Annotated in this window: 15 protein-coding genes and 1 tRNA gene; 8 read left to right on the forward strand and 8 right to left on the reverse strand. The window is 65.7% G+C overall.

The window, feature by feature from the left end; genetic code table 11:
* Positions 1-28: 28 nt before the first annotated feature.
* From ACN0WF_RS08070 to ACN0WF_RS08080, 3 genes are all read right to left on the reverse strand, one after another.
* On the reverse strand, positions 29-1,207 hold the full coding sequence (locus ACN0WF_RS08070) for an ABC transporter ATP-binding protein (protein WP_417772292.1): 1,179 nt from the start codon (positions 1,205-1,207) through the stop codon (positions 29-31).
* A 47-nt stretch (positions 1,208-1,254) separates the two neighbouring features.
* On the reverse strand, positions 1,255-2,346 hold the full coding sequence (locus ACN0WF_RS08075; protein ID WP_417772293.1) for a polyamine ABC transporter substrate-binding protein: 1,092 nt from the start codon (positions 2,344-2,346) through the stop codon (positions 1,255-1,257).
* Positions 2,347-2,509: 163 nt separating this feature from the next.
* Positions 2,510-3,901, reverse strand: coding sequence for a glutamine synthetase family protein (locus ACN0WF_RS08080; protein WP_417772294.1), 1,392 nt, complete (start codon positions 3,899-3,901; stop codon positions 2,510-2,512).
* A gap of 125 nt (positions 3,902-4,026) precedes the next feature.
* On the opposite strand from ACN0WF_RS08080, the gene ACN0WF_RS08085 reads away from it, so the two are divergent.
* From ACN0WF_RS08085 to ACN0WF_RS08100, 4 genes are all read left to right on the forward strand, one after another.
* Positions 4,027-4,713 (forward strand): GntR family transcriptional regulator, encoded by a 687-nt coding sequence (locus tag ACN0WF_RS08085; protein ID WP_417772295.1) that lies wholly within the window; start codon positions 4,027-4,029, stop codon positions 4,711-4,713.
* A 128-nt stretch (positions 4,714-4,841) separates the two neighbouring features.
* Entirely contained in the window at positions 4,842-6,239 is a 1,398-nt protein-coding gene (locus ACN0WF_RS08090; RefSeq protein WP_417772296.1) for a glutamine synthetase family protein, read from the forward strand.
* A 61-nt stretch (positions 6,240-6,300) separates the two neighbouring features.
* Entirely contained in the window at positions 6,301-7,698 is a 1,398-nt protein-coding gene (locus ACN0WF_RS08095) for an aspartate aminotransferase family protein (RefSeq protein WP_417772297.1), read from the forward strand.
* 44 nt (positions 7,699-7,742) lie between these two features.
* Entirely contained in the window at positions 7,743-9,035 is a 1,293-nt protein-coding gene (locus ACN0WF_RS08100) for an NAD(P)/FAD-dependent oxidoreductase (RefSeq protein WP_417772298.1), read from the forward strand.
* 43 nt (positions 9,036-9,078) lie between these two features.
* On the opposite strand, the gene ACN0WF_RS08105 is transcribed toward ACN0WF_RS08100, so the two are convergent.
* The 4 genes from ACN0WF_RS08105 to ACN0WF_RS08120 form a co-directional block, all read right to left on the reverse strand.
* Positions 9,079-10,806, reverse strand: coding sequence for an ABC transporter permease (locus ACN0WF_RS08105; RefSeq protein WP_417772299.1), 1,728 nt, complete (start codon positions 10,804-10,806; stop codon positions 9,079-9,081).
* 124 nt (positions 10,807-10,930) lie between these two features.
* A complete protein-coding gene (locus ACN0WF_RS08110; protein WP_417772557.1) occupies positions 10,931-11,974 on the reverse strand; it encodes a Fe(3+) ABC transporter substrate-binding protein in 1,044 nt (347 codons plus the stop codon).
* Between the two features lie 235 nt (positions 11,975-12,209).
* Entirely contained in the window at positions 12,210-13,172 is a 963-nt protein-coding gene (locus tag ACN0WF_RS08115; protein ID WP_417772300.1) for a threonine dehydratase, read from the reverse strand.
* 98 nt (positions 13,173-13,270) lie between these two features.
* Positions 13,271-17,632 (reverse strand): ATP-binding protein, encoded by a 4,362-nt coding sequence (locus ACN0WF_RS08120; protein ID WP_417772301.1) that lies wholly within the window; start codon positions 17,630-17,632, stop codon positions 13,271-13,273.
* A gap of 370 nt (positions 17,633-18,002) precedes the next feature.
* Here ACN0WF_RS08120 and ACN0WF_RS08125 point away from each other — a divergent pair, with 370 nt between their 5' ends.
* From ACN0WF_RS08125 to ACN0WF_RS08135, 3 genes are all read left to right on the forward strand, one after another.
* Positions 18,003-18,392 (forward strand): phasin family protein, encoded by a 390-nt coding sequence (locus ACN0WF_RS08125; protein WP_417772302.1) that lies wholly within the window; start codon positions 18,003-18,005, stop codon positions 18,390-18,392.
* A 321-nt stretch (positions 18,393-18,713) separates the two neighbouring features.
* On the forward strand, positions 18,714-19,229 hold the full coding sequence (locus tag ACN0WF_RS08130) for a phasin (protein WP_417772303.1): 516 nt from the start codon (positions 18,714-18,716) through the stop codon (positions 19,227-19,229).
* A 251-nt stretch (positions 19,230-19,480) separates the two neighbouring features.
* Positions 19,481-19,557 (forward strand) — tRNA-His (locus ACN0WF_RS08135).
* Between the two features lie 128 nt (positions 19,558-19,685).
* Here the strand turns inward: ACN0WF_RS08135 and ACN0WF_RS08140 are convergent.
* On the reverse strand, positions 19,686-20,912 hold the full coding sequence (locus ACN0WF_RS08140; RefSeq protein ID WP_417772304.1) for a glycosyltransferase: 1,227 nt from the start codon (positions 20,910-20,912) through the stop codon (positions 19,686-19,688).
* A gap of 345 nt (positions 20,913-21,257) precedes the next feature.
* Here ACN0WF_RS08140 and ACN0WF_RS08145 point away from each other — a divergent pair, with 345 nt between their 5' ends.
* Positions 21,258-21,743, forward strand: coding sequence for a hypothetical protein (locus ACN0WF_RS08145; RefSeq protein ID WP_417772305.1), 486 nt, complete (start codon positions 21,258-21,260; stop codon positions 21,741-21,743).
* Positions 21,744-21,858 lie beyond the last annotated feature (115 nt).

Raw genomic sequence — 21,858 nt, forward strand, 5'->3', positions numbered from 1 at the left:
GCCGGCCGCGGCCGGCGCCCGCCCGGGCTCAACGTGTCAGCACCATCCCGCCGTCCGCGTCCCAGCTCAGCCACACCTTGTCGTCCCATCCCACAGGGTGCTCGACCACGCGGCTGCGGTTCGCCACCGTCGCGCGCACGGTTTCCTCGTCGGAAATATGCGTATGGAAGATCGACACATCGCCGAGGTAGGCGATATCCCAGACTTCGCCGAACAGCGCGTTAACCTTGCTTTCGGGTTCATCGAAGGAAATGCGGACCTTCTCCGGACGGATGGCGAACCAGACCGTGTCTCCGGCCGTGGCCTCCACTGTCTGGGCGACGAGGATCTCGCACCCGAAGAGGATCGATTTCAGCCGCGTCGCATCGCCCTCGCGGCCGATCACCTTGCATTCGATCATGTTGATGTCGCCGATGAAGTCGGCGACGAAACGCGAGTTTGGAACTTCGTAGATCTCCGAGGGCGTGGCGATCTGGACAATCTTGCCCCGGTCCATCACGGCGATGCGGTCGGCCACCGTCATGGCTTCCTCCTGGTCGTGGGTCACGATCAGGAAGGTCATGCCGAGCTCGTACTGCAGGTCCATCAGCTCGAACTGGGTGTCCTCGCGCAGCTTCCGGTCGAGCGCGCCGAGCGGCTCGTCGAGGAGCAGCACCTTCGGCTTCTTGGCGAGCGAGCGGGCGAGCGCCACGCGCTGCCGCTGGCCGCCTGAAAGCTGGTGCGGCTTGCGCTTGGCAAAGGCCTCCAGCTTGACGAGCTTGAGCATCTCGGCGACGCGGCTGGCGATGTCCGCCTTGGGCAGGCCTTCCTGCTTGAGGCCAAAGGCGACATTCGCCTCCACGCTCATGTGCGGGAACAGCGCGTAGGACTGGAACATCATGTTCACCGGCCGCCGATAGGGCGGTACGCCGGAAAGATCCTGTCCGTCGAGCAGGATCTGGCCCGCGTTCGGGGTCTCGAAGCCGGCGAGCATGCGCATCATCGTCGTCTTGCCGCAGCCGGAGCCGCCGAGCAAGGCGAAGAACTCGCGCTCATAGATCTTGAGGGAGAGGTCATCGACGGCGGTGAAATCGCCGAAGGTCTTGGTCACGTTTCGGAATTCGATAAACGGCCGCGCGCCGGGATCATCCCATGGCGCAAAGCTGCGGCGAACTGGTCCGACCGGTTTCTTCGCCAAGCTTACCCCCTCCTGTACCCGCTGAAGCATCCGGGGAACCGGTGGTGAGCCGGCTCCCCCTGTCAACGAAGAGCGGCTCAGCTGCCGGTCTTGACCTTGGTCCATTCGCGGGTGCGCGACCGCATCGCCTTGGGCGACTTGGTGGTGACGCTGAAGAGCTTGTCGATCGTCGCCTCGCTCGGGTAGATCGCCGGATCGTCAAGCACTTCCTTGCTGATGAACTCCTGGCTCGCCTTGTTGCCATTGGCGTAGAAGACGTAGTCGGTCGCCTTGGCGATGACTTCCGGCTTCATGATGTAGTTGAGGAACGCGTGGGCCTCCTCGACATGCGGCGCATCCGCGGGGATGGCCATGTTGTCGAACCACATCATCGCGCCTTCCTTGGGGATCGAATAGGCGACGGTGACGCCGTTGTTGGCCTCCGACGCGCGGTCGCGGGCCTGCAGGATGTCGCCCGACCAGCCGATGGCCATGCAGATGTCGCCGTTGGCGAGCGCGTTGATGTACTCGGAGGAGTGGAACTTCTGGATGTAGGGACGGATCGTCATCAGGAGCTCGCCCGCCTTGGCGAAGTCCTCGGGATTGTCGCTGTCCGGATCCAGCCCGAGATAGTTGAGCGCGGCGGGGAAAATCTCGTCGGCGGTGTCGAGGAAGTGGATGCCGCAGTCGGCGAACTTCGAGATGATCTCGGGCTTGAAGACCATGTCCCAGCTATCGAGCGGCGCGTCGGGCATGCGCTCCTTGATCTTCTCGACATTGTAGCCGATGCCGGTCGTGCCCCACATGTAGTTGATCGCGTGTTCGTTGCCCGGGTCGAATTTCTCGATGCGCGAGGAGATCTCCGGCCACATGTTCTTCAGGTTCGGCAGCTTGGATTTGTCGAGCTTCTGGAACACGCCGGCCTGGATCTGGCGACCGAGGAAGGTGCCCGTGGGAACGACGACGTCGTAACCGGTGCCGCCGGCCAGCAGCTTGGTCTCCAGCATCTCGTTGCTGTCGAACACGTCGTAGACGACCTTGATCCCGGTCTCCTTGGTGAAGTCGGCGAGGATCGAATCGTCGATGTAGTCGGACCAGTTGTAGATGCGCACCGTTCGCTCTTGCGCACTGGCGGCGGTGGCGCCAGCGAGCGCGGCAAGGGCGATGCCCGTCATGAGGAACTTGTTCATGTGTCCTGCCTCCGTTTCGGCGGTGGGCCACTCCGTCCGCAGTGTCGCCACGCGGCCGGAGCGTCTGGATCCTTGTTATGGTGCAAGCAGCCTAGAAGCGATGATCCTGGTGCTCAAGAGCGCTGTTGCGACTCGGTCGATGTTCTCCCGTCCCTGTTTTGCCTCAGAGGTAGGTTTGCCGTTCCAGTGATGAAATCTCGCGCCCGAATGCAAAGAGTTCGTGACGCTTGATGTCGACCAGCACCTTGTGCATGTCCTCGCCGACCGCCTCCTTCATCCGCTGGGAGGCGGCGAAGGCGTCGATCGCCTCGTCCATCCAGGGCGTCAGGTGCGGCGCGGTCTTCTCGTAGGCGTTGCCCTCGACCGGCGGCGGCGGGGCCTCCTTGCCGAGGATGCCCTGCAGCATGCCGGAGAGCACGCCGGTCAGCACCAGATAGGGGTTGGCGTCGGCTCCGGCGATGCGGTGCTCGATGCGCTCCGAGCCGGGCGTGCCGGCGGGAACGCGCAGCGCCACGGAGCGGTTGTCGTGCCCCCAGCAGATCGATGTCGGCGCATAGGAGCCCGGCTGCATCCGCCGGAAGCCGTTGAACGTCGACACGAAAAGCAGATGCGCCGCCTGCATGCTGTCGAGCAGGCCCTTGATCGCGTGTCCGAGCCGGATCTCTCCAAGGGCTGCGTCGGAGAAGATGTTGCCGTTTCCATCCTCCAGCGAGACATGGACGTGCATGCCGCTGCCCGGCCATTCCACGAACGGCTTGGCCATGAAGGAGGCCTTGAGATTGTGCTTGCGGGCGACGCCGGCGACGAGGCGGCGCAGCAGCACCGCGTCGTCCGCTGCCCGCAGCGGGTCGCGCCGGTAGTGCAGGTTCAGCTCGAACTGGCCGGGCGCGGCCTCCGACACGGCCGCGTCGGCCGGAATGTCCTGGGCATCGGCGGAGCGGCGCAACTCGTCCACCAGCGGCATCAGCGCCTCGAGGTCCGACAGCGCATACATGTTCTGCCGCGCCGGTCCGAGATGGGTGGAGAAAACCGGCGTCGGGGCGCCCGACCAGTCGGCGTCGTCCTGGTCCTCGAAGAGGTAGAACTCCAGTTCGAAGGCGGCGGTCGCCGTCAGCCCGTGGGCGGCCAGCCGCTCGGTCATGCGGCGGAGCACGTGGCGCGGATCGCAGAGGAAGGGCATGCCGGCGCGGTCATGCATGGACAGGAGCACCTGCGCCGTCGGCCTGGCGGCCCATGGCACGGAGCGCAGGGTCCCGGGCACCGGCCAGCAGACGCCGTCCTTGTCGCCGGTCTCGATGTGCATGCCCGTTTCCTCGACCTCGCGTCCCCAGACATCGAGACCGAAAAGCGAGAAGGGCAGGGCGACGCCGCCCTCGAAGACCTTGCGCAGGGCGCTTCCGGGAAGCCACTTCCCCCTGAGCACGCCGTTGCTGTCGGGCAGGATGACCTCGACCGTGTCCAGGTCGGGGTATTCCGCCTCGAAGCGGGCGAGTTCCTCGTCCAGAAGCTCGCTGCCTTGCGGGCGGGTCCAGGCCGAGCGCTGGGTCTCTCGCATTCATACCTCCGTGACGACGCGGAAGGGCCGCTCTTGTCGAGGGTCCGGGGCGCCGGGATTGTCGTTGATCTAAAAATGTGATCACTTGTAGCGAGAACTGTCAAGCTAAGCCGGAGACCAAAAGAATGGGCGCCAGGCCCCGAATGCGCGTTGAGGAAGGTTTGCGCCGCACCCGCGGACCGATGCGCAGCGAGGTCGAGCGAAGCCTGCGCGAGGCGTTGCTCACCGGGCGTTTCGTGCCGGGGCGCACGGTCACCCTGCGCGGTCTTGCCCAGGAGCTCGGTGTCAGTCCGATGCCTGTGCGCGAGGCGCTGCGCACCATCGCCGCGGGTAACGCGCTGGAGATCCGGGCGAACGGCCGCATCCAGGTGCCGACCATGACGCTGGCGCGGCTCGCGGAGATCCTCAAGGCGCGTCTCCTGCTGGAACCCGAGCTTGCACGCCTTGCGAGTCCGGGTCTCGGGCCTGTCGATGCCGAGGCTCTGCTCCTTATTGACAGGCGTATCGACCAGAGCCTCGAGACGGGCGACGCCGAGACCTACATGCGGTTGAACCATGAGTTCCATTTCCGCATTTACGAGGCGGCCGGGTCGGAGGTTCTTCTGCCGCTGGTCGAGAGCCTGTGGATGCAGTTCGGCCCGTTCATGCGCACGGTCTATGGTCGGGTGGGCACCGCGGTTCTCGTCGATCACCACAAGCAGGCCGTCGAGGCCATCTCCGCCGGCGACGGGGAGGCGCTGGCACAGGCGGTCGAAGGGGACATCCGTTGTGGCATGGAGTTGCTGGAGCGCGCCGTCGGAGCCGCTGATTGACAACGTCTGTAATGTGATCACAAATTGGCGCCGAGACTGCGGGGCGATCCGCATGGGCCGGGGGCGAATTGCCCGCAAGCCGGTCCGGGACTGCACGGGCCCGCGCCGCGCCGGAAAGGCAGGATGACGTGAGCAAGAAAAAGAAATCCGCACCCAAGCTCGACAGCCGTCGCGGCGTCGCGACCCTCGACGAGGCCCGCATCTGGCTTTCGGAGCGCGGGATCGAGGACATCGAGTGCATCGTGCCCGATCTCGCCGGCGTGGCGCGCGGCAAGATGATGCCGACGGAGAAGTTCTTTTCGGGGCCGGTGATGACGATGCCCTCGTCGATCTTCGCCCAGACGATCTCGGGCGACTATCCGCCAGACGACGAGCGCTTCCAGCACAGCCCGACCGATGGCGACCTGTTCTTTCGCGCCGACTATTCGACGCTGACGACGGTGCCCTGGGAGACGGATCCCACCGCCCAGCTCATCCACGACGCCTACACGCGGGAGGGCATTCCGGTGGAGACGGCGCCGCGCAACGTGCTGAAGCGCGTTCTGGCGCTCTATGAGGATGAGGGCTGGGAGCCCCTGGTCGCGCCGGAGATGGAGTTCTACCTGGTGCGTCCGAACACCGATCCGGACTATCCGCTGGAGCCGCCTACCGGCCGCTCGGGCCGTCCGGAGGTGGGGCGTCAGTCCTATTCGATCTCCGCGCTCAACGAGTTCGACGATCTGATCGACGATTTCTATGACCTCTCCGGCGCGCAGGGGCTGGAGATCGACACGCTGATCCACGAGGAAGGCGCGGCGCAGATGGAGATCAACCTGCGCCACGGTCACCCGCTGGAACTGGCCGACCAGGTGTTCCTGTTCAAGCGCACCATCCGCGAGGCGGCGCTGCGCCACGACATGTATGCCACCTTCATGGCCAAGCCCATGTCGAACCAGCCGGGCTCATCCATGCACATCCACCAGTCGCTGGTGGACAAGGAGACGGGCAACAACATCTTCTCGCGCGAGGACGGCGAGGCGAGCCAGGAGTTCCTGGCCTTCATCGCCGGCCATCAGGCGTTCCTGCCGGCCGTGACCTGCATCCTTGCGCCCTACGTCAATTCCTACCGGCGCTTCACCCGTGGCACGACCGCGCCGGTGAATGTCCATTGGGGATACGACAACCGGACGGTCGGTCTGAGGGTGCCCAACTCCAAGCCGGCGGCGCGCCGGCTGGAGAACCGGGTGCCATCCTCCGACGCCAATCCTTATCTCGCCATCGCCGCCTCGCTGGCTTGTGGCTATCTCGGCATCAAGCAGAAGCTGACGCCGGACGAGCCCATCATGGGCGACTTCAGCGAACGCATGCACGCTCTGCCGCGCGGGCTTCTCGAGGCGGTCGACCTCTTTGGCGAATGCGACGATCTGATCGATGTCTTCGGAGAGAAATTCGTCGCCACCTATCGTGCTGTGAAGCAGGAAGAGTTCGAAACCTTCATGCGCGTGATCAGCCCCTGGGAGCGGGAATACCTGCTGCTCAACGTCTGACACACGCCTTCCCTCACGCTCCATGCCAATCAATGATGAAGAAACGACCGGGAGACGCACCATGACCGCTTCTTCGAACCGATATCCGACGAGCGACCTGCGCGCGCGCGACGCGGCTCATCACATCCACCCTTTCACCGACACCGGTGCGCTGAACCGCGAGGGCGCACGCATCATCACCTCGGCCGAGGGCGTCTGGCTCACCGACAGCGACGGCAAGCGCTATCTCGACGGGATGGCGGGGCTCTGGTGCTGCCAGGTCGGCCATGGCCGTGAAGAGATCGTCGATGCGGTCACCCGCCAGATGCGCGAACTCGAATATTACAACACCTTCTTCAAGACGAGCCATCCGCCCGCGATCGCGCTGGCGGAGAAGCTCGCGGAACTCGCTCCGGCCGGCTTCAACCGCGTCTTCTTCACCTCCTCGGGGTCCGAGGCCAACGACACCGTCTTCCGCATGGTCCGCACCTATTGGGACCTGGAAGGCAAGCCCGGCAAAAAGGCGATCATCGGCCGCTGGAACGGCTACCACGGCTCGACGCTCGCCGGCACGAGCCTCGGCGGCATGAAGGGCATGCACGAGCAGGGCGACCTGCCGGTGCCCGGCGTCCATCACGTCGCCCAGCCGTACTGGTTCGGGGAGGGCGGAGACATGTCGCCCGACGAGTTCGGCCTCTGGGCGGCCCGCGAGCTTGAGCGCAAGATCGACGAGCTTGGCGAGGACACGGTCGCGGCCTTCATCGCCGAGCCGATCCAGGGGGCGGGCGGCGTCATTATTCCGCCCGACAGCTACTGGCCGGAGGTCGCGCGTATCTGCAAGGAACGCGACATTCTTCTCGTTGCCGACGAGGTGATCTGCGGTTTCGGCCGGCTCGGCACCTGGTTCGGCTCGCAGTATTACGGCATCGAGCCGGACCTGATGCCGATCGCCAAGGGCATTTCCTCGGGCTATCTGCCGATCGGCGGCGTTCTCGTTTCGGACAGGATCGCCGACGCCTTCATCGAAAAGGGCGGCGAATTCTATCACGGCTATACCTATTCCGGGCACCCGGCCTGCTGCGCGGCCGCGCTCGCCAATCTCGAGATCCTCCAGCGCGAGAAGCTGGTGGAGCGCGTCGCCGACGACATCGGCCCCTATCTGCAGAAGAAGTGGTTGGAGCTCGGCGAGCATCCGCTGGTTGGCGAAGCGCGCATGGTGGGGCTGGTCGGTGCGCTCGAGCTGGTGCCGGCGCGCGGCGACCGGTCGCGGGCTTTCGAGCCTGTCGGCGAGGTCGGTGCGCTCGCCCGCGACACGTCCTTCGACAATGGTCTGGTCATGCGCGCGGTGCGCGACAGTCTGATCATCTCGCCACCGCTGGTGCTCTCCCACGAGGAGGCGGACGACCTGGTCGCACGGGCCGAACGCACCCTCGATGAGACCTGGTCGGCGCTGAAAAAGGACGGGCGCGTCGCCGCCTGAGACTGTTTTTCCGCGCCTTCAGCCCCGTTTCGATCCGAGCCCCGATGCCTGCACGAGCCGCCCACGCGCCCAGCTACTATGCCGCCACGATCCCTCAGCGCCCGCCCCGCGCGGCGCTCGAGGGAACGCTCAAGGCGGACGTGGCGATTGTCGGGGCAGGGTTCACGGGGCTCAATGCCGCCCTGACGCTGGCGGAAGCCGGGCGACGGGTCGTGGTTCTCGAAGCGGAGCGGGTCGGCTGGGGCGCGACGGGGCGCAACGGCGGCCAACTCCACAGCGGCCAGCGGCGCGACCAGCACTATCTCGAGGCGCAGTATGGCCCCGAGATGGCGCGTCGCCTTTGGGATCTGGCCGAGGAAGCCAAGGCGCTGCTTCACGCGCGCGCCGAGCGCCATGGCATCGATTGCGACTGGATGCCGGGCTTGATCGAGGCGGCGCACAAGAAGCGTTTTGTCACCGAGGAATGGGACTACGCGGAAAAGCTGTCCCGTGACTACGGCTACGAAAAGCTGCGCCCGCTTGGCCGTGAGGCGCTTGCCGAGGCGATTGGCACGGATGTCTATCATGGCGGCGTGCGCGACATGGGCGGTGGTCACCTGCATCCGCTCAAGCTCGCCGAGGGTCTGGCTGAGGCCGTGGAAAGGGCCGGTGGTGCGATCCATGAGACAAGCCGGGTCGTCAGGCTCGAACACGGTCCCTCCGGCGCGGTTCTGACGACGGATTCGGGCGGGCGGGTCGAGGCGGAGGCCGTGCTTCTCGCTGGCAATGGCTATCTTGCCGGCCTCGATGCGGCAAGCGAGGCCCGCGTCATGCCGATCAACAATTACATCCTGACCAGCGAGCCGCTGACAAAGACGCAGGCGGATGCGCTCATCCCCGGTCGCGAGGCGGTCTCGGACAGCCGCTTCGTCGTCTACTACTGGCGCCTGACGAACGACAGGCGCCTCCTGTTCGGCGGCGGCGAGACCTACCGCCGGGGCGGTCCGCGGGATCTGGAATCCTTCGTGCGCGCGCATCTGGCCAAGGTCTACCCGGAGCTTGCCATGGTGCCGGCCTCCCACGTCTGGGGCGGCACGCTGGCGGTTACCCAGACACGGCTTCCCGCGATCCGGCGCACCCATCCGCGCGTCTATGTCGCCGCCGGCTTCTCTGGCCACGGCGTTGCGATTTCGGGGTTCTCGGGCCACGTGGTGGCACAGGCGATCCTCGGCGACACGGATCGTTTCGACGTCGTCTCAAGGCTGAAGACGCCGCCTTTCCCGGGCGGGCGAATGTTCCGGTGGCCGATCCTCGCGCTTGCCATGAGCTGGTTTTCGCTGCGCGACCGCCTCTGGTAGGCGGCTGGCAATCGCGTGGGGAGCGGGGGAGAAAAGGCGGCTGTTACCTGCCCTGGCCGGTCTTGCGGGTGCTGCTGCGGTCGCGGAAGGTGCGTGCCGAGGTGCGTGCCAGCATGATCGCCGGAACCAGGCCGACCAAAACGATTAGCAACGCCGGCAGCGCCCCCTCGCCGAAGGCTTCGCGTGAGGCAGCGTTGTAGACGGTTGTCGCGAGCGTTTCGAAATTGAACGGCCTAAGCAGGATGGTCGCCGGCAATTCCTTCATGCAGTCGACGAAGGCAAGCAGCAGCGCGGTCATCAGCACCGGGCGGATCAGCGGCAGATGGATCTCGAACAGCAGCTTGCCGGAGGAGCGGCCGAGCGTGCGCGCGGCCATGTCGAGGTGCGGCGTCACCTTGCCGAGCCCGCCCTCCACCTGTCCGTAGGCGACAGCCAGGAAGCGGACCATGTAGGCGTAGACGAGCGCCGTTCCCGACCCCACGAGCAGCAGGCCGGTGGAGAAGCCGAAGGTCGAGCGGGCGACGCCGTCGATGAAATTGTCGAATTGGGCCAGCGGAATGAGAATGCCGACGGCCAGCACCGTTCCCGGGATCGCATACCCGATGGAGGCGATGCGACCGCATAGGCGGGTCAGCGCGTTGGTTCGCACGCGCTGGGCGAAGGTGAGGACGATACCGATCACGACGGTCAGCAGGGCCGCCGAAATCGAAAGGGTCAGCGTGTTGCCGACCGCGGCGAGGAGTTGCGGTGACGCGAGATCCTCGAGCCGGCGGCTGGCATAATCGGCAAGCAGGGCGGCGGGAAACACAAAGCCGATGAGAATTGGCACGGCGCAGGCAAGTGTCGCGGCAAGTCCGCGGACGCCGCCGAGCGCGTAGCTCGGCAGGGCCAGATAGCGCGACGAGGTGATGTGGAAGCGCTGCCGCCGCCGCGCGTGCCGCTCGATCCACAGCAGCGCGAAGACGAGCGCCAGCATGGCGCAGGCAAGCTGCGCGGCGCCGGCAAGGCTCGAGCGGTTGATCCAGGTGTCATAGACCGAGAAGGTCATGGTGTGGACGCCGAAGAAGGTGACCGCGCCGATGTCGTTGAGGCATTCCATCAGCGCAAGCGACACGCCGACGACGATGGCCGGGCGCGCCAGCGGCAGCGCGACACGCAGGAACAGGCGCACCGGCCCGGCGCCGAGCGTGCGCGATACGTCGAGGGCGCAGGCCGACTGCAGGAGAAATGAGGCCCGCGTCGTCAGGTAGACATACGGGTAGAGGACGAAGCCCATGACGAAGATCGCCCCGGGCAGGGAGCGAACTTCGGGAAACCAGTAGTCGCGCGCCGTATGGAAGCCGAAGACAGCGCGGATCGCCGACTGCACCGGTCCGGTGTAGTCGAGGATTTCGACGTAGGTGTAGGCGATGATGTAGGTCGGGACGGCCAGCGGGATCAGAAGCGCCCAGTCGAAGAACGCGCGCCCCGGAAAGCGGCACATGGTCACGAGCCAGGCGGTGCCGACGCCGACGACCAGCGTGATCGCGCCAACGCCGGCCATCAGCAGAACGGTGGTCCACAGCGAGCGCGGCAGGACGGTATCGATCAGGTGAGACCAGACATTGCCCGTCGGCTGGGCGGCGAGCACCACAAGCGAGAGGATCGGAAGCAGCGTCAGCGCCGCGACGACGATACCGGCGGTGACCCACAGCCGGTCCGCCGCGGTGGCGGAGGTCTTGGGTGCGCGCGCTGCACGGGGTGCGGCGCCATGATCGAGAACGTCAGTCATCGGGCCTCGGCCATGCTGTGCGACGCAAGTTTGTCTTCAGGCTCGCACGTTGGCTTTAACCAACGGCAAACGGCGCCCAGTGCAATGACCGGGCGCCGCGTCGCGGGGAACTGAACTCTCGAGATCAGCTCGCGGGTCCATCGTTGAAGCCGACCTTGTCGACCAGCTCGCTGGCCTCCTTGCGGTGCTTGGCGATGTCCGACAGCGACATGTCGTCGGGGTGGATCTCGCCCCAGGACGCGACCAGCTCGGAGACCGGCACGCCCGGCTTCACCGGGTATTCGTCATTGGTCTCGGCATAGACGTGCTGCGCCTTGTCGGAGGTCAGGAACTCGATGAGCTTCACCGCCTCGGCCTTGTTCGGTGCATTCTTGGCCATCATCACGCCGGAGATGTTCACATGCGTGCCGCGACCGTCGGCGTTCGGGAACAGGATCTTGGCGGAGTTGGCCCATTCCTTCTGCTCCGGCTCCTTCTCGTTCTTCAGCATCGCACCCATGTAGTAGGTGTTGCCGAGCGAGATATCGCATTCGCCGGAGTAGATGCCCTGCACCTGGCTGCGATCGTTGCCGGACGGCTTGCGGGCAAGGTTGTCGCGAACACCCTTCAGCCACTGCTCGGTCTTCTCCGGACCGTCATTGACGATCATCGAGGCGATGAGAGCGACGTTGTAGACGTGCTGGCCGTTGCGCGTGCAGATGCGCCCCTTCCACTTCGGGTCGGCAAGCTCCTCGTAGGTGATCTTGTCCTGATCGACGCGCTCCTTGGAGGCGTAGACGACGCGGGCGCGCGTCGTGAGGCCAATCCAGTGGCCTTCCGGGTCGCGATACTTGGCCGGAATGTTCTCGTTCACCACCTCGGACGAGATCGGCTGGGTGATGCCGAGCTGCTTGGCCGCATCGAGGCGCCCGATGTCGACGGTCAGGAGCACGTCGGCCGGCGAGTTCTCGCCCTCGGCCTGAATGCGCTCGGACAGGCCGTCGGTCGCGAAGATCACGTTGGCCTTGATGCCGGTTTCCTCGGTGAACGCCTTCAGGATGGGCTCGATGAGGAAAGGCTGGCGGTAGGAGTAGATGTTGACCTCGCCGTCGGCGAAGGCAGGTGTCGCGAGTGTCGCGGAAGCAAGGACCAGGCCGGCAAGAGCGCTGGCACGCGTTGCGGAAATCATTTTCGTCATGGATGTCTCCTCACGTCCAGGGGGCAAGGCCCTGACGTTGGTGGCACTCGCTCAAGCACAACTTTCGTTGCGCGAGTCGATGCCGGCATCATAAAAACAAGAGTGTCACTGTCAAGAATAATCACGTGTAAAATCAATAATCTGGAATGATTCCAAACTATTGCCCGCGATGCGGAGGTGGTAGTTGGACCTTACGCCGGCTTTGCGTCGAGGCTGGCGGTGGCTGTCAGACGCCAGGTGTCTTTCCCGCAAGAATTTCCGACATCAATCCCGTGTCGATGTTCTGTCCCGACAGGACGATGCCGGCGGTGTCGCCCCGGCGCCGGTCGGCCACAAGGCCGGCAAGAGCGGCGGCACCGGCTCCTTCGGCGAGATTGTGGGTCGAGCGGTAGAGAAGGCGCACGGCCTCGGCGATCTGGTCGTCGCCGACCCGGATGATGTCTTCTGCTCCGGCGCGGATGACGGCAAGCGCCGCCTCGTCCGGACAGCGGACAGCCATGCCGTCGGCGAAGGTCACGGCGCTGTCGCTGTCGACAAGCTGGCCGCTCTCGAAGGAGCGGGCGTAGGCATCGGCGTTCTCAGACACCACGCCGACGATTTTCGTCCTGCGTCCGAGGACGTTGCGCGCCGAGATCAGCCCGCAGATGCCGGAGCCCAGGCCGATGGGCACGTAGATCACATCGAGGTCAGCTACGGCGCGCATGAATTCCATGCCGTAAGTGGCGACGCCGCGCACCAGATCGGCATGAAAGCTCGGGATCATGGTGAGACGGCGCTCGTCGGCCAGCACGGCCGCATGGGCTTTCGCTGCATCGAAATCCTCGCCATGCTCGACCAGCTCTGCGCCGAAGGCCCGCATCGCGGCGTTCTTCTCGGGCGAGTTCCCCTCGGGCACGACGATCGTGCAGGCCAACCCGTAGCGACGGGCGGCAAAGGCAAGGCTCTGGCCGTGGTTGCCGCGGGTCGCGGAAATGACGCCCGCTCCGCCCGGCAGCCGTCCGGCCAGTTCGCGCAGCATCACCAGCCCTCCGCGGACCTTGAAGGCGCCCGTTGGCGTGTGGTTCTCGTGCTTGGTCCAGACCGTCCGGCCGGTGGCCTCCGACAGCAGCGGCCACGCATATTGCGGGGTGGGGCGCATGGCGCGGTAGACGATTTCGGCGGCGTCCTCGATAGCGGCAAGGCTCAGCATCGGCATGTCCGGATTTTGGGTGGCCGCACACGGAAGCGCGCGGAAAGACGGCGGGCCCACACAATGTCCCGCCCTCTACCTGCGGTCAATGGCCTGCCTTATTCCGCCAGAACCCGTTGCGGCGGGAAGGTGATCTCGATCAGCGTGCCGTGGTTCAGTTCTGAATCGATGCGGAAGCTTGCGCGGTTCGCCTCGACCAGCGCCTTGGTCAGCGGCAGGCCGAGACCGGTGCCGCCGCCGTGACGGGCGGTGTGGAGCTGGCGGAAAGGCTCCATCGCGGCCGAAAGGTCCTGATGGCTCATGCCCATGCCGGTGTCGCGCACGCGCAGGATCACCTCGCCGGAATCCTCCAGCGCCGAGGAAACGATCACCTGCCCGCCCGGCTGGTTGAACTTGATGGCGTTGGACAGGAGGTTCAGCACGATCTGGCGAACCGAACGTCCGTCGGCGACGATGTTCGGCACAGAGGTCGGCAGACTGGCGCGGATGATCACGCGCTCGCGGTTGGCCTGCGGCTGCATCAAGGCGACGCACTCGCGGATGATGTCATTGGCCGAGACGGCCTCGAACGTCAGGTCGAGCTTGCCCGCCTCGATCTTCGACAGGTCGAGCAGGTCGTTGATCAGGCTCATGATATGCGAGCCGGAATTGTGAATGTCGCGCAGGTAGCCCTTGTAGCGATCATTGCCGACGGGACCGAAGCGCTCCTCCATCATCACCTCGGAGAAGCCGATGATGGCGTTGAGCGGGGTGCGGATCTCGTGGCTGATCTTGGCCAGGAAGTCCGACTTCTTCGAGCTGGCGTTCTCGGCCTGGCGCTTGGCGTCGGTGAGCTCTTCCTCGGCCTTCTTCCACTGGGTGATGTCGCGCAGGACCGTGCAGAAGCGCGCGCCCCCCTCTCCATGGCCAACGCGGCCGATGGTCATGAACAGCGGGATCAGGCCGCCCGAACCGAGCTGCCCGATCACCTCGCGCCCGTCATTGAGCACACTCGCCACGCCGTTGCGGGCGAGCCCGTCGAGATAGTCGACGGCGTCGCGATGGCTTTCCTGGGCCAGATAGTCCGTCAGCGGCGCGCCGACCATTTCCTCGCGCGTGGCGTTGAACAGCGCCTCGGCCGAGCGGTTGACCTTCACGATCAGGCCGTTCTCGTCGAGGATCAGCACGCCGTCGGTCGCCGTCTCCAGCACCGCGTCCATTTCCGCTGCCTGCTCTTCGGCCAGCGACAGCGCGGTCTGCGCCTCGTGCAGCCGGTCGAGGGTGGCCTCCTGCACCGGGTCGTGGCGGTCGAGCAGCGACATCATCAGCGCGGTGCCGTCGCGCCACGGCACCGTGTGCAACCGCGCCTTGACGGGCTTCCCGCCGCCCTCGGCGAGACGGATGCGCATTGTCCGTTCGGTCATCGCGCCGGGAAGCGAGCTTGGCCAGTCCTCCGGCTCGGCGAAGAGCGCGTCGAGGCCGCCGGCTTCCTTCAGCGCGGTCATGTTCGGGTAGCCGAGAAGGTCGAGCAGCGTTGCATTGGCGTAGTCGACGTCCTCGCCGTGCACGATCGCCACGCCGACCGGCAGCTTGTCGAGCAGCGTCGTTCGCGGCGCGCGCGGCGTCTCGGCCCGGCCCGTTGTCTCGACCGGGGGAACCGGTGCGGTGGGGACGGCGGAGATGCGCGGGCGCGCCGGAGCTTCCGGCAGGGGGGAGATGACGTTCGGGTCCGATGCGCTCGGCAGGACCTCGTCCTCGTGCCCATTGTCGTTCGTGAGGAGCGGATCCGTCTCGCTTGCATCTGCGACCGGCTCGTCCGTCGACGCCGTGTCGTCGCGCGGTTCGCTGGCGACGGGAGGCAGGTCGGAGATGGCGGGTCCGGGCGCGGATATCCTGGCCGGTTCATCGGCGGTATGGGCGCCGAGCGCCTCCGCGATCTTGCGGAAGGCCTCGCGCTCCGGACGCGAAAGACGCGATCCCTCCAGGGCCGTGTCTTCGTGCCGGGAGACGCCCTCGGGCCGTTCTGCGGCGGCGTCTTCGGGGCCCTCGGACGCCGGTGCCGGAGCGAGGCCGGTTCGGTCGTCGGTTTCGTCGGCGACGACCCGCAGGATCTCCTCGCCCGACAACAGATGTTCCGGCGTTACCGTCTCCGCCAGCTGGCCGGCGGCGCTCTCGTCGACGTCAGTCACGGGGGCGGCATCATCCGCGTTTGCGGCGTCGTCTTCCCGTGCGGCTTCGTTCGCCTGCGCGAAGAGATCATTCTCCGGTCGGCTTTCCGTGTCCGGTGCGTTCTCGGCAAACACGGTCTTGAGGATGGCGGCTTCGGTGTCGCCGGCTTCTTCAAGGAGGGTGCCGGATGCCTCCGCATCAGCGGTTTTAACGTCGTCGGAAAGGGCTTCTTCCGCCACATCGCCGTCGATCTCGTCCGTCGACGATATGTCCTCTGCGCGCGGCTCTGTATCCGCCTCGATCTCGAAGGCCTGCGCCTCGGACGGGGTGAGGGCGCTTGCGATCACCACGCCGGTCGCGGCGACGGCGGCAAGCGTTCCGGCAGCCTCGCCAGTGTCGGTGTCGCGCTCCGCCTCGCGGGGGGCTGCCGCGGCCTCAGACACCGGCTCCTCGGCGGTCTCACCGGTCTTGGCAGGCTCCGGCGAAATCTGTGCGGCCTCGCGCGGCAACAGCGTCGTGCCAAGCCCTTCGGGGTCGGCTTCCGCTTCCGCCGTGCGGCAGACACCGAAACCGCGGAACCCCTCGAACACGCGATTGCGGTCAAAGGCGGGAAGGGCGGCCATGTCGACGGGAACGCGCAGCGCCTGGCCACTCACCGGCCAGAGCACGGTGCGCCCGCTCCAGGTGTCGCGCCGGCGCAGGGCCGCGGCCACGCGGCCGTCGTCGTCCAGCGCGAACCGCTCCGCGACTTCTTCCCACGTCAGGCCAACGATGTCGCCGGCTTCCGGACCGAGCGCTTCCTCGAACTCCGGGGAGAGAAAGGTGAACCGCCGGTCGATGTCCATCTTCCAGGCGAAGCGGGCCGCGCGCTCGCGCCGTTCGAACAGGAAGCCGGAGCCGGCGATATCGGCACTGGCCTCGGGTTCGGGGGATGCCCCGGAGACAACAGGAGCCGTCTCGCTGGCGGACGAAGCGTCGCCGTCCGGCACCTCGCCGCCCGCATCCTCTGTTTCCCGAAGCGATGCGTCGGCCTCCGCCAGAACGGCGGTCGCGGGTTCCACGGCTTCCGCTTCGGTATCGGTCCACTCTGCAGCGTGCTCGTGCGTCGGCAGGAGGGGGGCGGAAGTGTCATCCCGTTCCCCGTCGTCCTCGATCGGAGCGTCTTCGGCCTCGCCGAAGGTCTCCTCGAGACTGTGCTCGACAAACACGCTGGCCATGTCCGGCTCGGCAAAATCGCTTGCGGCGTTGTCCGGAAGCGGCCTCTCGTCAACCACGTAGTCGCCGGCATCGGCGATCCCGGTGTCGGCTGCCGGTTTCGCCGCGGGCGTGGCCGGGCTGCCTGGAGACAGGAAGCGCGTCGCGCTGGCAAAGGCAAACAGGCTTCCGGCAGCGCGCCAGCCGTGCCGGACCGGAGCCGGCTCTGTCGCGGGCGCTGTGGCCGGAGCTGCAGCGGGCGCCGTCACGGAAACGGAAGGGGTGTCTTCTTCGCCCGACGCGTCTTCGCCGGATACGTCTTCGTCTGATACCTCCGCCCTGTCGTCGTCGGTATCGGCGACAAGGGTTTCCGCCTCCGGCGCGTGCGCCTCGGCAACGCTGGTCGCCGGCGCCTCGAGGATTGCCGAAGCAGCGCTGATTTCTGTCTCCGCGGGATCGGAAACGCCAGCGTCGTCCGGTGCGGTATCGATGGCGAGCAGGATCTCGCCGGTCTCCAGCATCAGCAGGCGCGCGTCATGCGCCTCGCCGTCGACCTCGAGGCGGGCGTGCGCGGGCGCGTGCTTGGCGGCGTGAAGCGCATCTTTGACCGCCTCGAAGGAGGGCGTCGTCGCGATGGCGGGGGTCAGTGCGGCGATCTCGCCGTTGCGGCGATAGACGACCACTGCGGTCCCCTGGGCTGCGAGCAGCGTGACCAGATCCGCCGGCGAGGCCGGCGCCCCGGCGCGGTCCGGTGCGTCGGTTGCCACGATCAGCGCGCCGTTGCGCCCGTCGGGAAGGACGAGGCGGCGGCAGGCGCAGGTCAGCAGCATGACCCTGAGGCCGCGGTAGAAGCGCAGCCGATCGGTGGTGTCGCGGTCGGTCGGGCCCGTGGTGGCGACGCGGGCGATGTGCGGCCGGGCTGGCGCACGGGCAAGGCCGGACAGATCCGACAGCTCTCCAAGCGAGTTGACGCCGAAAAACGCCGCGCCGGCGGGATTTGCCCAGAGCACGGTCTTGCCGTCGTCGGCCCATATCCAGGCCGGACGGTTGTCGGTCAGATAGATGGTCGCGGCCGCGAAGCCGCTCAAAGCCATGAAGGTGCTCAACTGGCTGTTCATGGGCATGCCGCCTCCGCCTTTCAGCCCGTTTTCTGCCCCAGCGCCGCCCGCGTTCCGGATGGCGGTCGGCATCCCGGTAGACGCCGGGTGCGGTAAACAGAATGTTAAATATCGCTTCAACTTCGAGTCGTCCACGCCGCGCAGGCGCTGGAGCGCTATTCTCTGCCGCCGTGGTTAACCGCGCGTGAGGCCACGGGGCCGGAAACCGAGGCGCAAGGACTCCCATTCATGGCGATTTCATCTAGGATCGCTACCTGTTGCAAGGGGTGTCCGCGTGCGGGCACCGGGTTTCGCTCCCGCACCGGCAGTCGCGGGTGGCGGCGAGCGTATTGCGACGTCAACGAGGACCGAGCGCAGAAGGAGAAACGACATGACGAAGGGCAAGACCCCTGGTTTCGAAATTCCCGAGCAGATGCGTGAGGTCGCCGACCGCAGCGTCGAACAGGCGCGCAAGGCCTTCGATGAATACATGGCAGCCACGCGCAAGGCCGTCGGCACTGCCGAGGACCATGCCCAGACCGTGCGGGCCGGAGCCGACAATCTCGGGCGTGCGGCGCTGGAATACAGCGAGGAGAACATCACTGCCGCCTTCGAACTGGCGCAGAAGATGGTCCGCGCCGGCGACGTGCAGGAAATGATGGCGCTGCAGAACGACTATCTGCGCAAGCAGATGGAGACGCTCGGCGAGCAGGTGCGCGATCTCGGCGACAAGGCCACCAAGACGGCCCAGGCGGCAGCCCGCAACGCCGGCACCAAGTAGGACGCGATCCCGGCGCGGCGGCGATCCCGCCCGCGCCGGGTTTTGCCGGAACCGCCGTTTCGGGCGGTCTCGCGCCGTCCGGGCGCCATTGCCCGGCTTCCTCGCTCCGGCTCCCTGAAGCCTGAGTGATGAGCTTTGTTTCGTCTCGAATATGGTGCGTTGCGAGATTTATGTTGCAATGCACAATAAGTGCGGCTATATAGGGTGGGTAGTTGGCGATCGGAGCATGTCCCTGCTTGCGGATCGCGAGACCTTTTCCCAGCCGGAGCGCCGGGCGGGCCGCAAGGCCCGGACCCGATCCGGAAAAAAGGAGCTGGAAGCATGACCGAGACAGAGGCCAAGACCGCGGCTGCCAAGACCGCGCGCGCCAAGACTGCCAAGGCGATCGACGATACCGTTGTCGCATTCCCGAATTTCGAGGCTTTTTCGATGCCCAAGATGGAAATCCCCGCCGCCACCCGCGAGATGGCCGAAAAGGGCATCGAGCAGGCCCGTGAAGCTTACTCCCGCATGAAGACGATCGCCGAAGACGCGACCGACCTCATGGAAGACGGCTTCGAGACGTCGCGTCGCGGTGTCCTCGACCTGAACCACAAGGCTGTCGACGCCGCGCGCACCAACAGCGACGCGACCTTCAGCTTCATGAAGGACCTCATCGAGGCGAAGACGGTTGCTCAGGCGATCGAGCTTCAGACCTCCTTCATGCGCAGCCAGTTCGAGGCTTTCTCGTCGCAGGCCAAGGACATGCAGGAACTCGCCACCAAGCTCGGCAGCGAGATGTCCAGCACGTTCAAGGGCGCCGTCGAGAAGAGCTCCAAGGACTTCAAGGTCGCCTGATTTCACAGGTGCCTTCTTGAGCTATGAAAGGGCCCGGCGTGCTCGCACGCCGGGCCCTTTTTCATGGCGTATTGGCCAGATCGGCGCTTCCGCGCGAGACCTGTGTTGATACGGCGTGCCGATTGCGCTATCCCCTGCCGCAGCGGCGCTAACGCAGCCTCTCCATGGCTGTGGACGAGGCGGAAAAACACGGGTGCGGACCTCTTGCATTCCCCGCGTTTTCAAACTAGCTTCCGCCACCGAATTGACGTGCAGACGTAGCTCAGTTGGTTAGAGCGTCGGATTGTGGCTCCGAAGGTCGTTGGTTCAACTCCAACCGTCTGTACCATTCGCCTCCCTGATATTTCCCCTGTCGAAATTCATTGAAATGCGGGCGCTCCTGCATCCGCCGCTTATGCGCGTTTGCGGTGTTGTGGCCGCGCGCGGGGCCGTGCGCGGTCTCGCTTGTCGCGGCTTTCAGCGCATGTCTTCGACCATCCGGTTGAACCGCCTGCGTTGTGCGTCGTGGGCGAATGCCCGGGCCATCCGCTCGCGGTTGCAGGCGGCGAGCTGCCCGAGGTCCGTTGCCAGAAGCCGCTCGATCTCGCCGAGTGTCGCGGCGGCGAGTTGCGCATCGGCCGTCCTGAAGGTGGAATAGTCGTCGCTGTACCAGCCGGCGTCCTCGCGCCTGTAGACGGTGTCGAACACGCCCTCGACCCTTCCGGCCGTGAACTTGTCCTTCCCGAGAAACTCGTCATAGCCGAGCGCGTCGGAAACCAGCGGCACGCAACCATGCGCGACGGCGCGCACGAGGCCATAGGAATGCAAGCCAGCGGAAGGGCTGGCGAAGATCTTGGCCTGACGGTAGAGCGCGTCCAGTTCGCCATCGTCAACGCGGCGATCTATCCATCTGATGCCCTGCGAGGTCTCCGAATACGGTCGGTCGGCGAACTCCGGCGGCTTGGAGGAAAGAACCGTCAGGGATACGTCGGCACCCTGGGCGCGCAGGCTTTCGACCGCGCGTAGGACGAAATGACCACCGCGCAGGTAGAACGAGCTCGGATTGTTGTGAAAGGAGTTCGTGAAAAGGATCTCGACACCGGGCGTCTCGTACTTCTGCGGAAACCAGTCGGTGTTGTCGAGTTGAAAGGCGAGGGGAACATAGTGGACCTTGCGCGCCACGGAATCGCCCATCACCTCGCGCAGGATTTCCGTGCTGTGCTCGATATGGGAAAAGATCGCGAGGCAGCGGCTGGAGCCGAGTTCGGCCAGAAGATGTGCGTGGTATCCGTGTTTCTTCAGGTCGACGCCGCGGGTCTGTCCCGTGAACAGCAGCGGTGTGAACAGGGTCTGGAACGACTCGAAGTGAAAGATGTAGGGCCGCTTGCCGAAGTAGAGTGGCGCCGTGTGGACGAACAGGATGGCATCCTCGGGAAGGGCCTGGTCCATTGCCTCTATCTCGGCAAAATCCACCTGGCGCGCCAGTCGCCACGACTGGCGGCTCGGCAGCCCGCGTGCTCGTGAGCGAAGATAGGATGCGACCCGCTGTGTGCCGCGACGAACGGCAGAGGGCGGGGACTGCTCCATCGCTGCCACATGGTCGAAACTGTGATCCTTGCAATTGGTCGCATAGGAAACCACGAGGGGGTGCGGTCCGCCCACCATGCGGGAGAACGCCAGATTCCAGGGAAGATGAAAGCGCATTCGTGCCTCAAAGAGCCTGCCTTTGCAGGGGAGAAAAGAGGGGCTGAGGGGCGGGAGGGCTGGCCCGGCAAAGCCTCAGGCCAGGAGTGTCGCCGGCATCGTGTCAAGCAGTTGGCATGGTCCCGCCGACGGAATGCTCCCAGTTCCATGATGCCAGAGGCCGGTTGGATGTCGCAAGCCGGGCTTGTGCCGGAGCAGTTGCGCCAGGCGGCTTTTCCACGATAGGGCGAACAGCTTGCCGCGTATCGTTGCGCAAGTGGCTGTCCTGATGCACGCTTGGTGGCCAGGTCGGTGGCGACGGCTATGCGGTTGTCGCGGCGCGGCCGAGAGCGAGGAGGCAGGACGATGCCAGTTCCGGCGAAACCTGGAACAGCCGGCGGTGCCGGATCTTCTCCCACAGCGCGCACTGCGGCGGATGGCGAGGAAGAGAGGGCGGCTTCCGCCGGCGACGACGCGACGCAGGGAACCCGGTTTCGCACCCGTCGCCTGCTGGAAACCTATTACGACCTGACCTTGCGCATGCAGGACAGCTTTGAGGCGCGGGAAGTCGCCGATGTGCTGATGCTCGTGCTCATCGCGATCGCGGACCTGCGCGGCGCGCCGATGGACGCCGAACTGCTGGCCGAGAAGCTCGACGCCTCCCGCTCCACCGTCGAGCGCCGGCTGCGCCCCTATATCGAAAACGGCGTCGTCGCCAAGGAACGGCGCGGGAAATCAGTGGTCTTTCTCTTTGCCGGCGACATGCCCGATCCACAGAATCCTGAGCTGGACATGAGCGTGGGCATGGTGCGCGCGGTCATGGGGCTGGTTTTTGATATCTCCCGGGATTGACGTTAGGTGAATCCAATTCATTTAAAATTTATGGAAAACTGAAACTTCGCCGGTTCTACATTGCCTTTACGTAATCGCGAATCGTGAGGTCGGGCGGAATTGGGGCGAAAGTGAT

Origin of the sequence: Stappia sp. (assembly GCF_048268045.1) — a bacterium.
Lineage (GTDB): Bacteria > Pseudomonadota > Alphaproteobacteria > Rhizobiales > Stappiaceae > Stappia.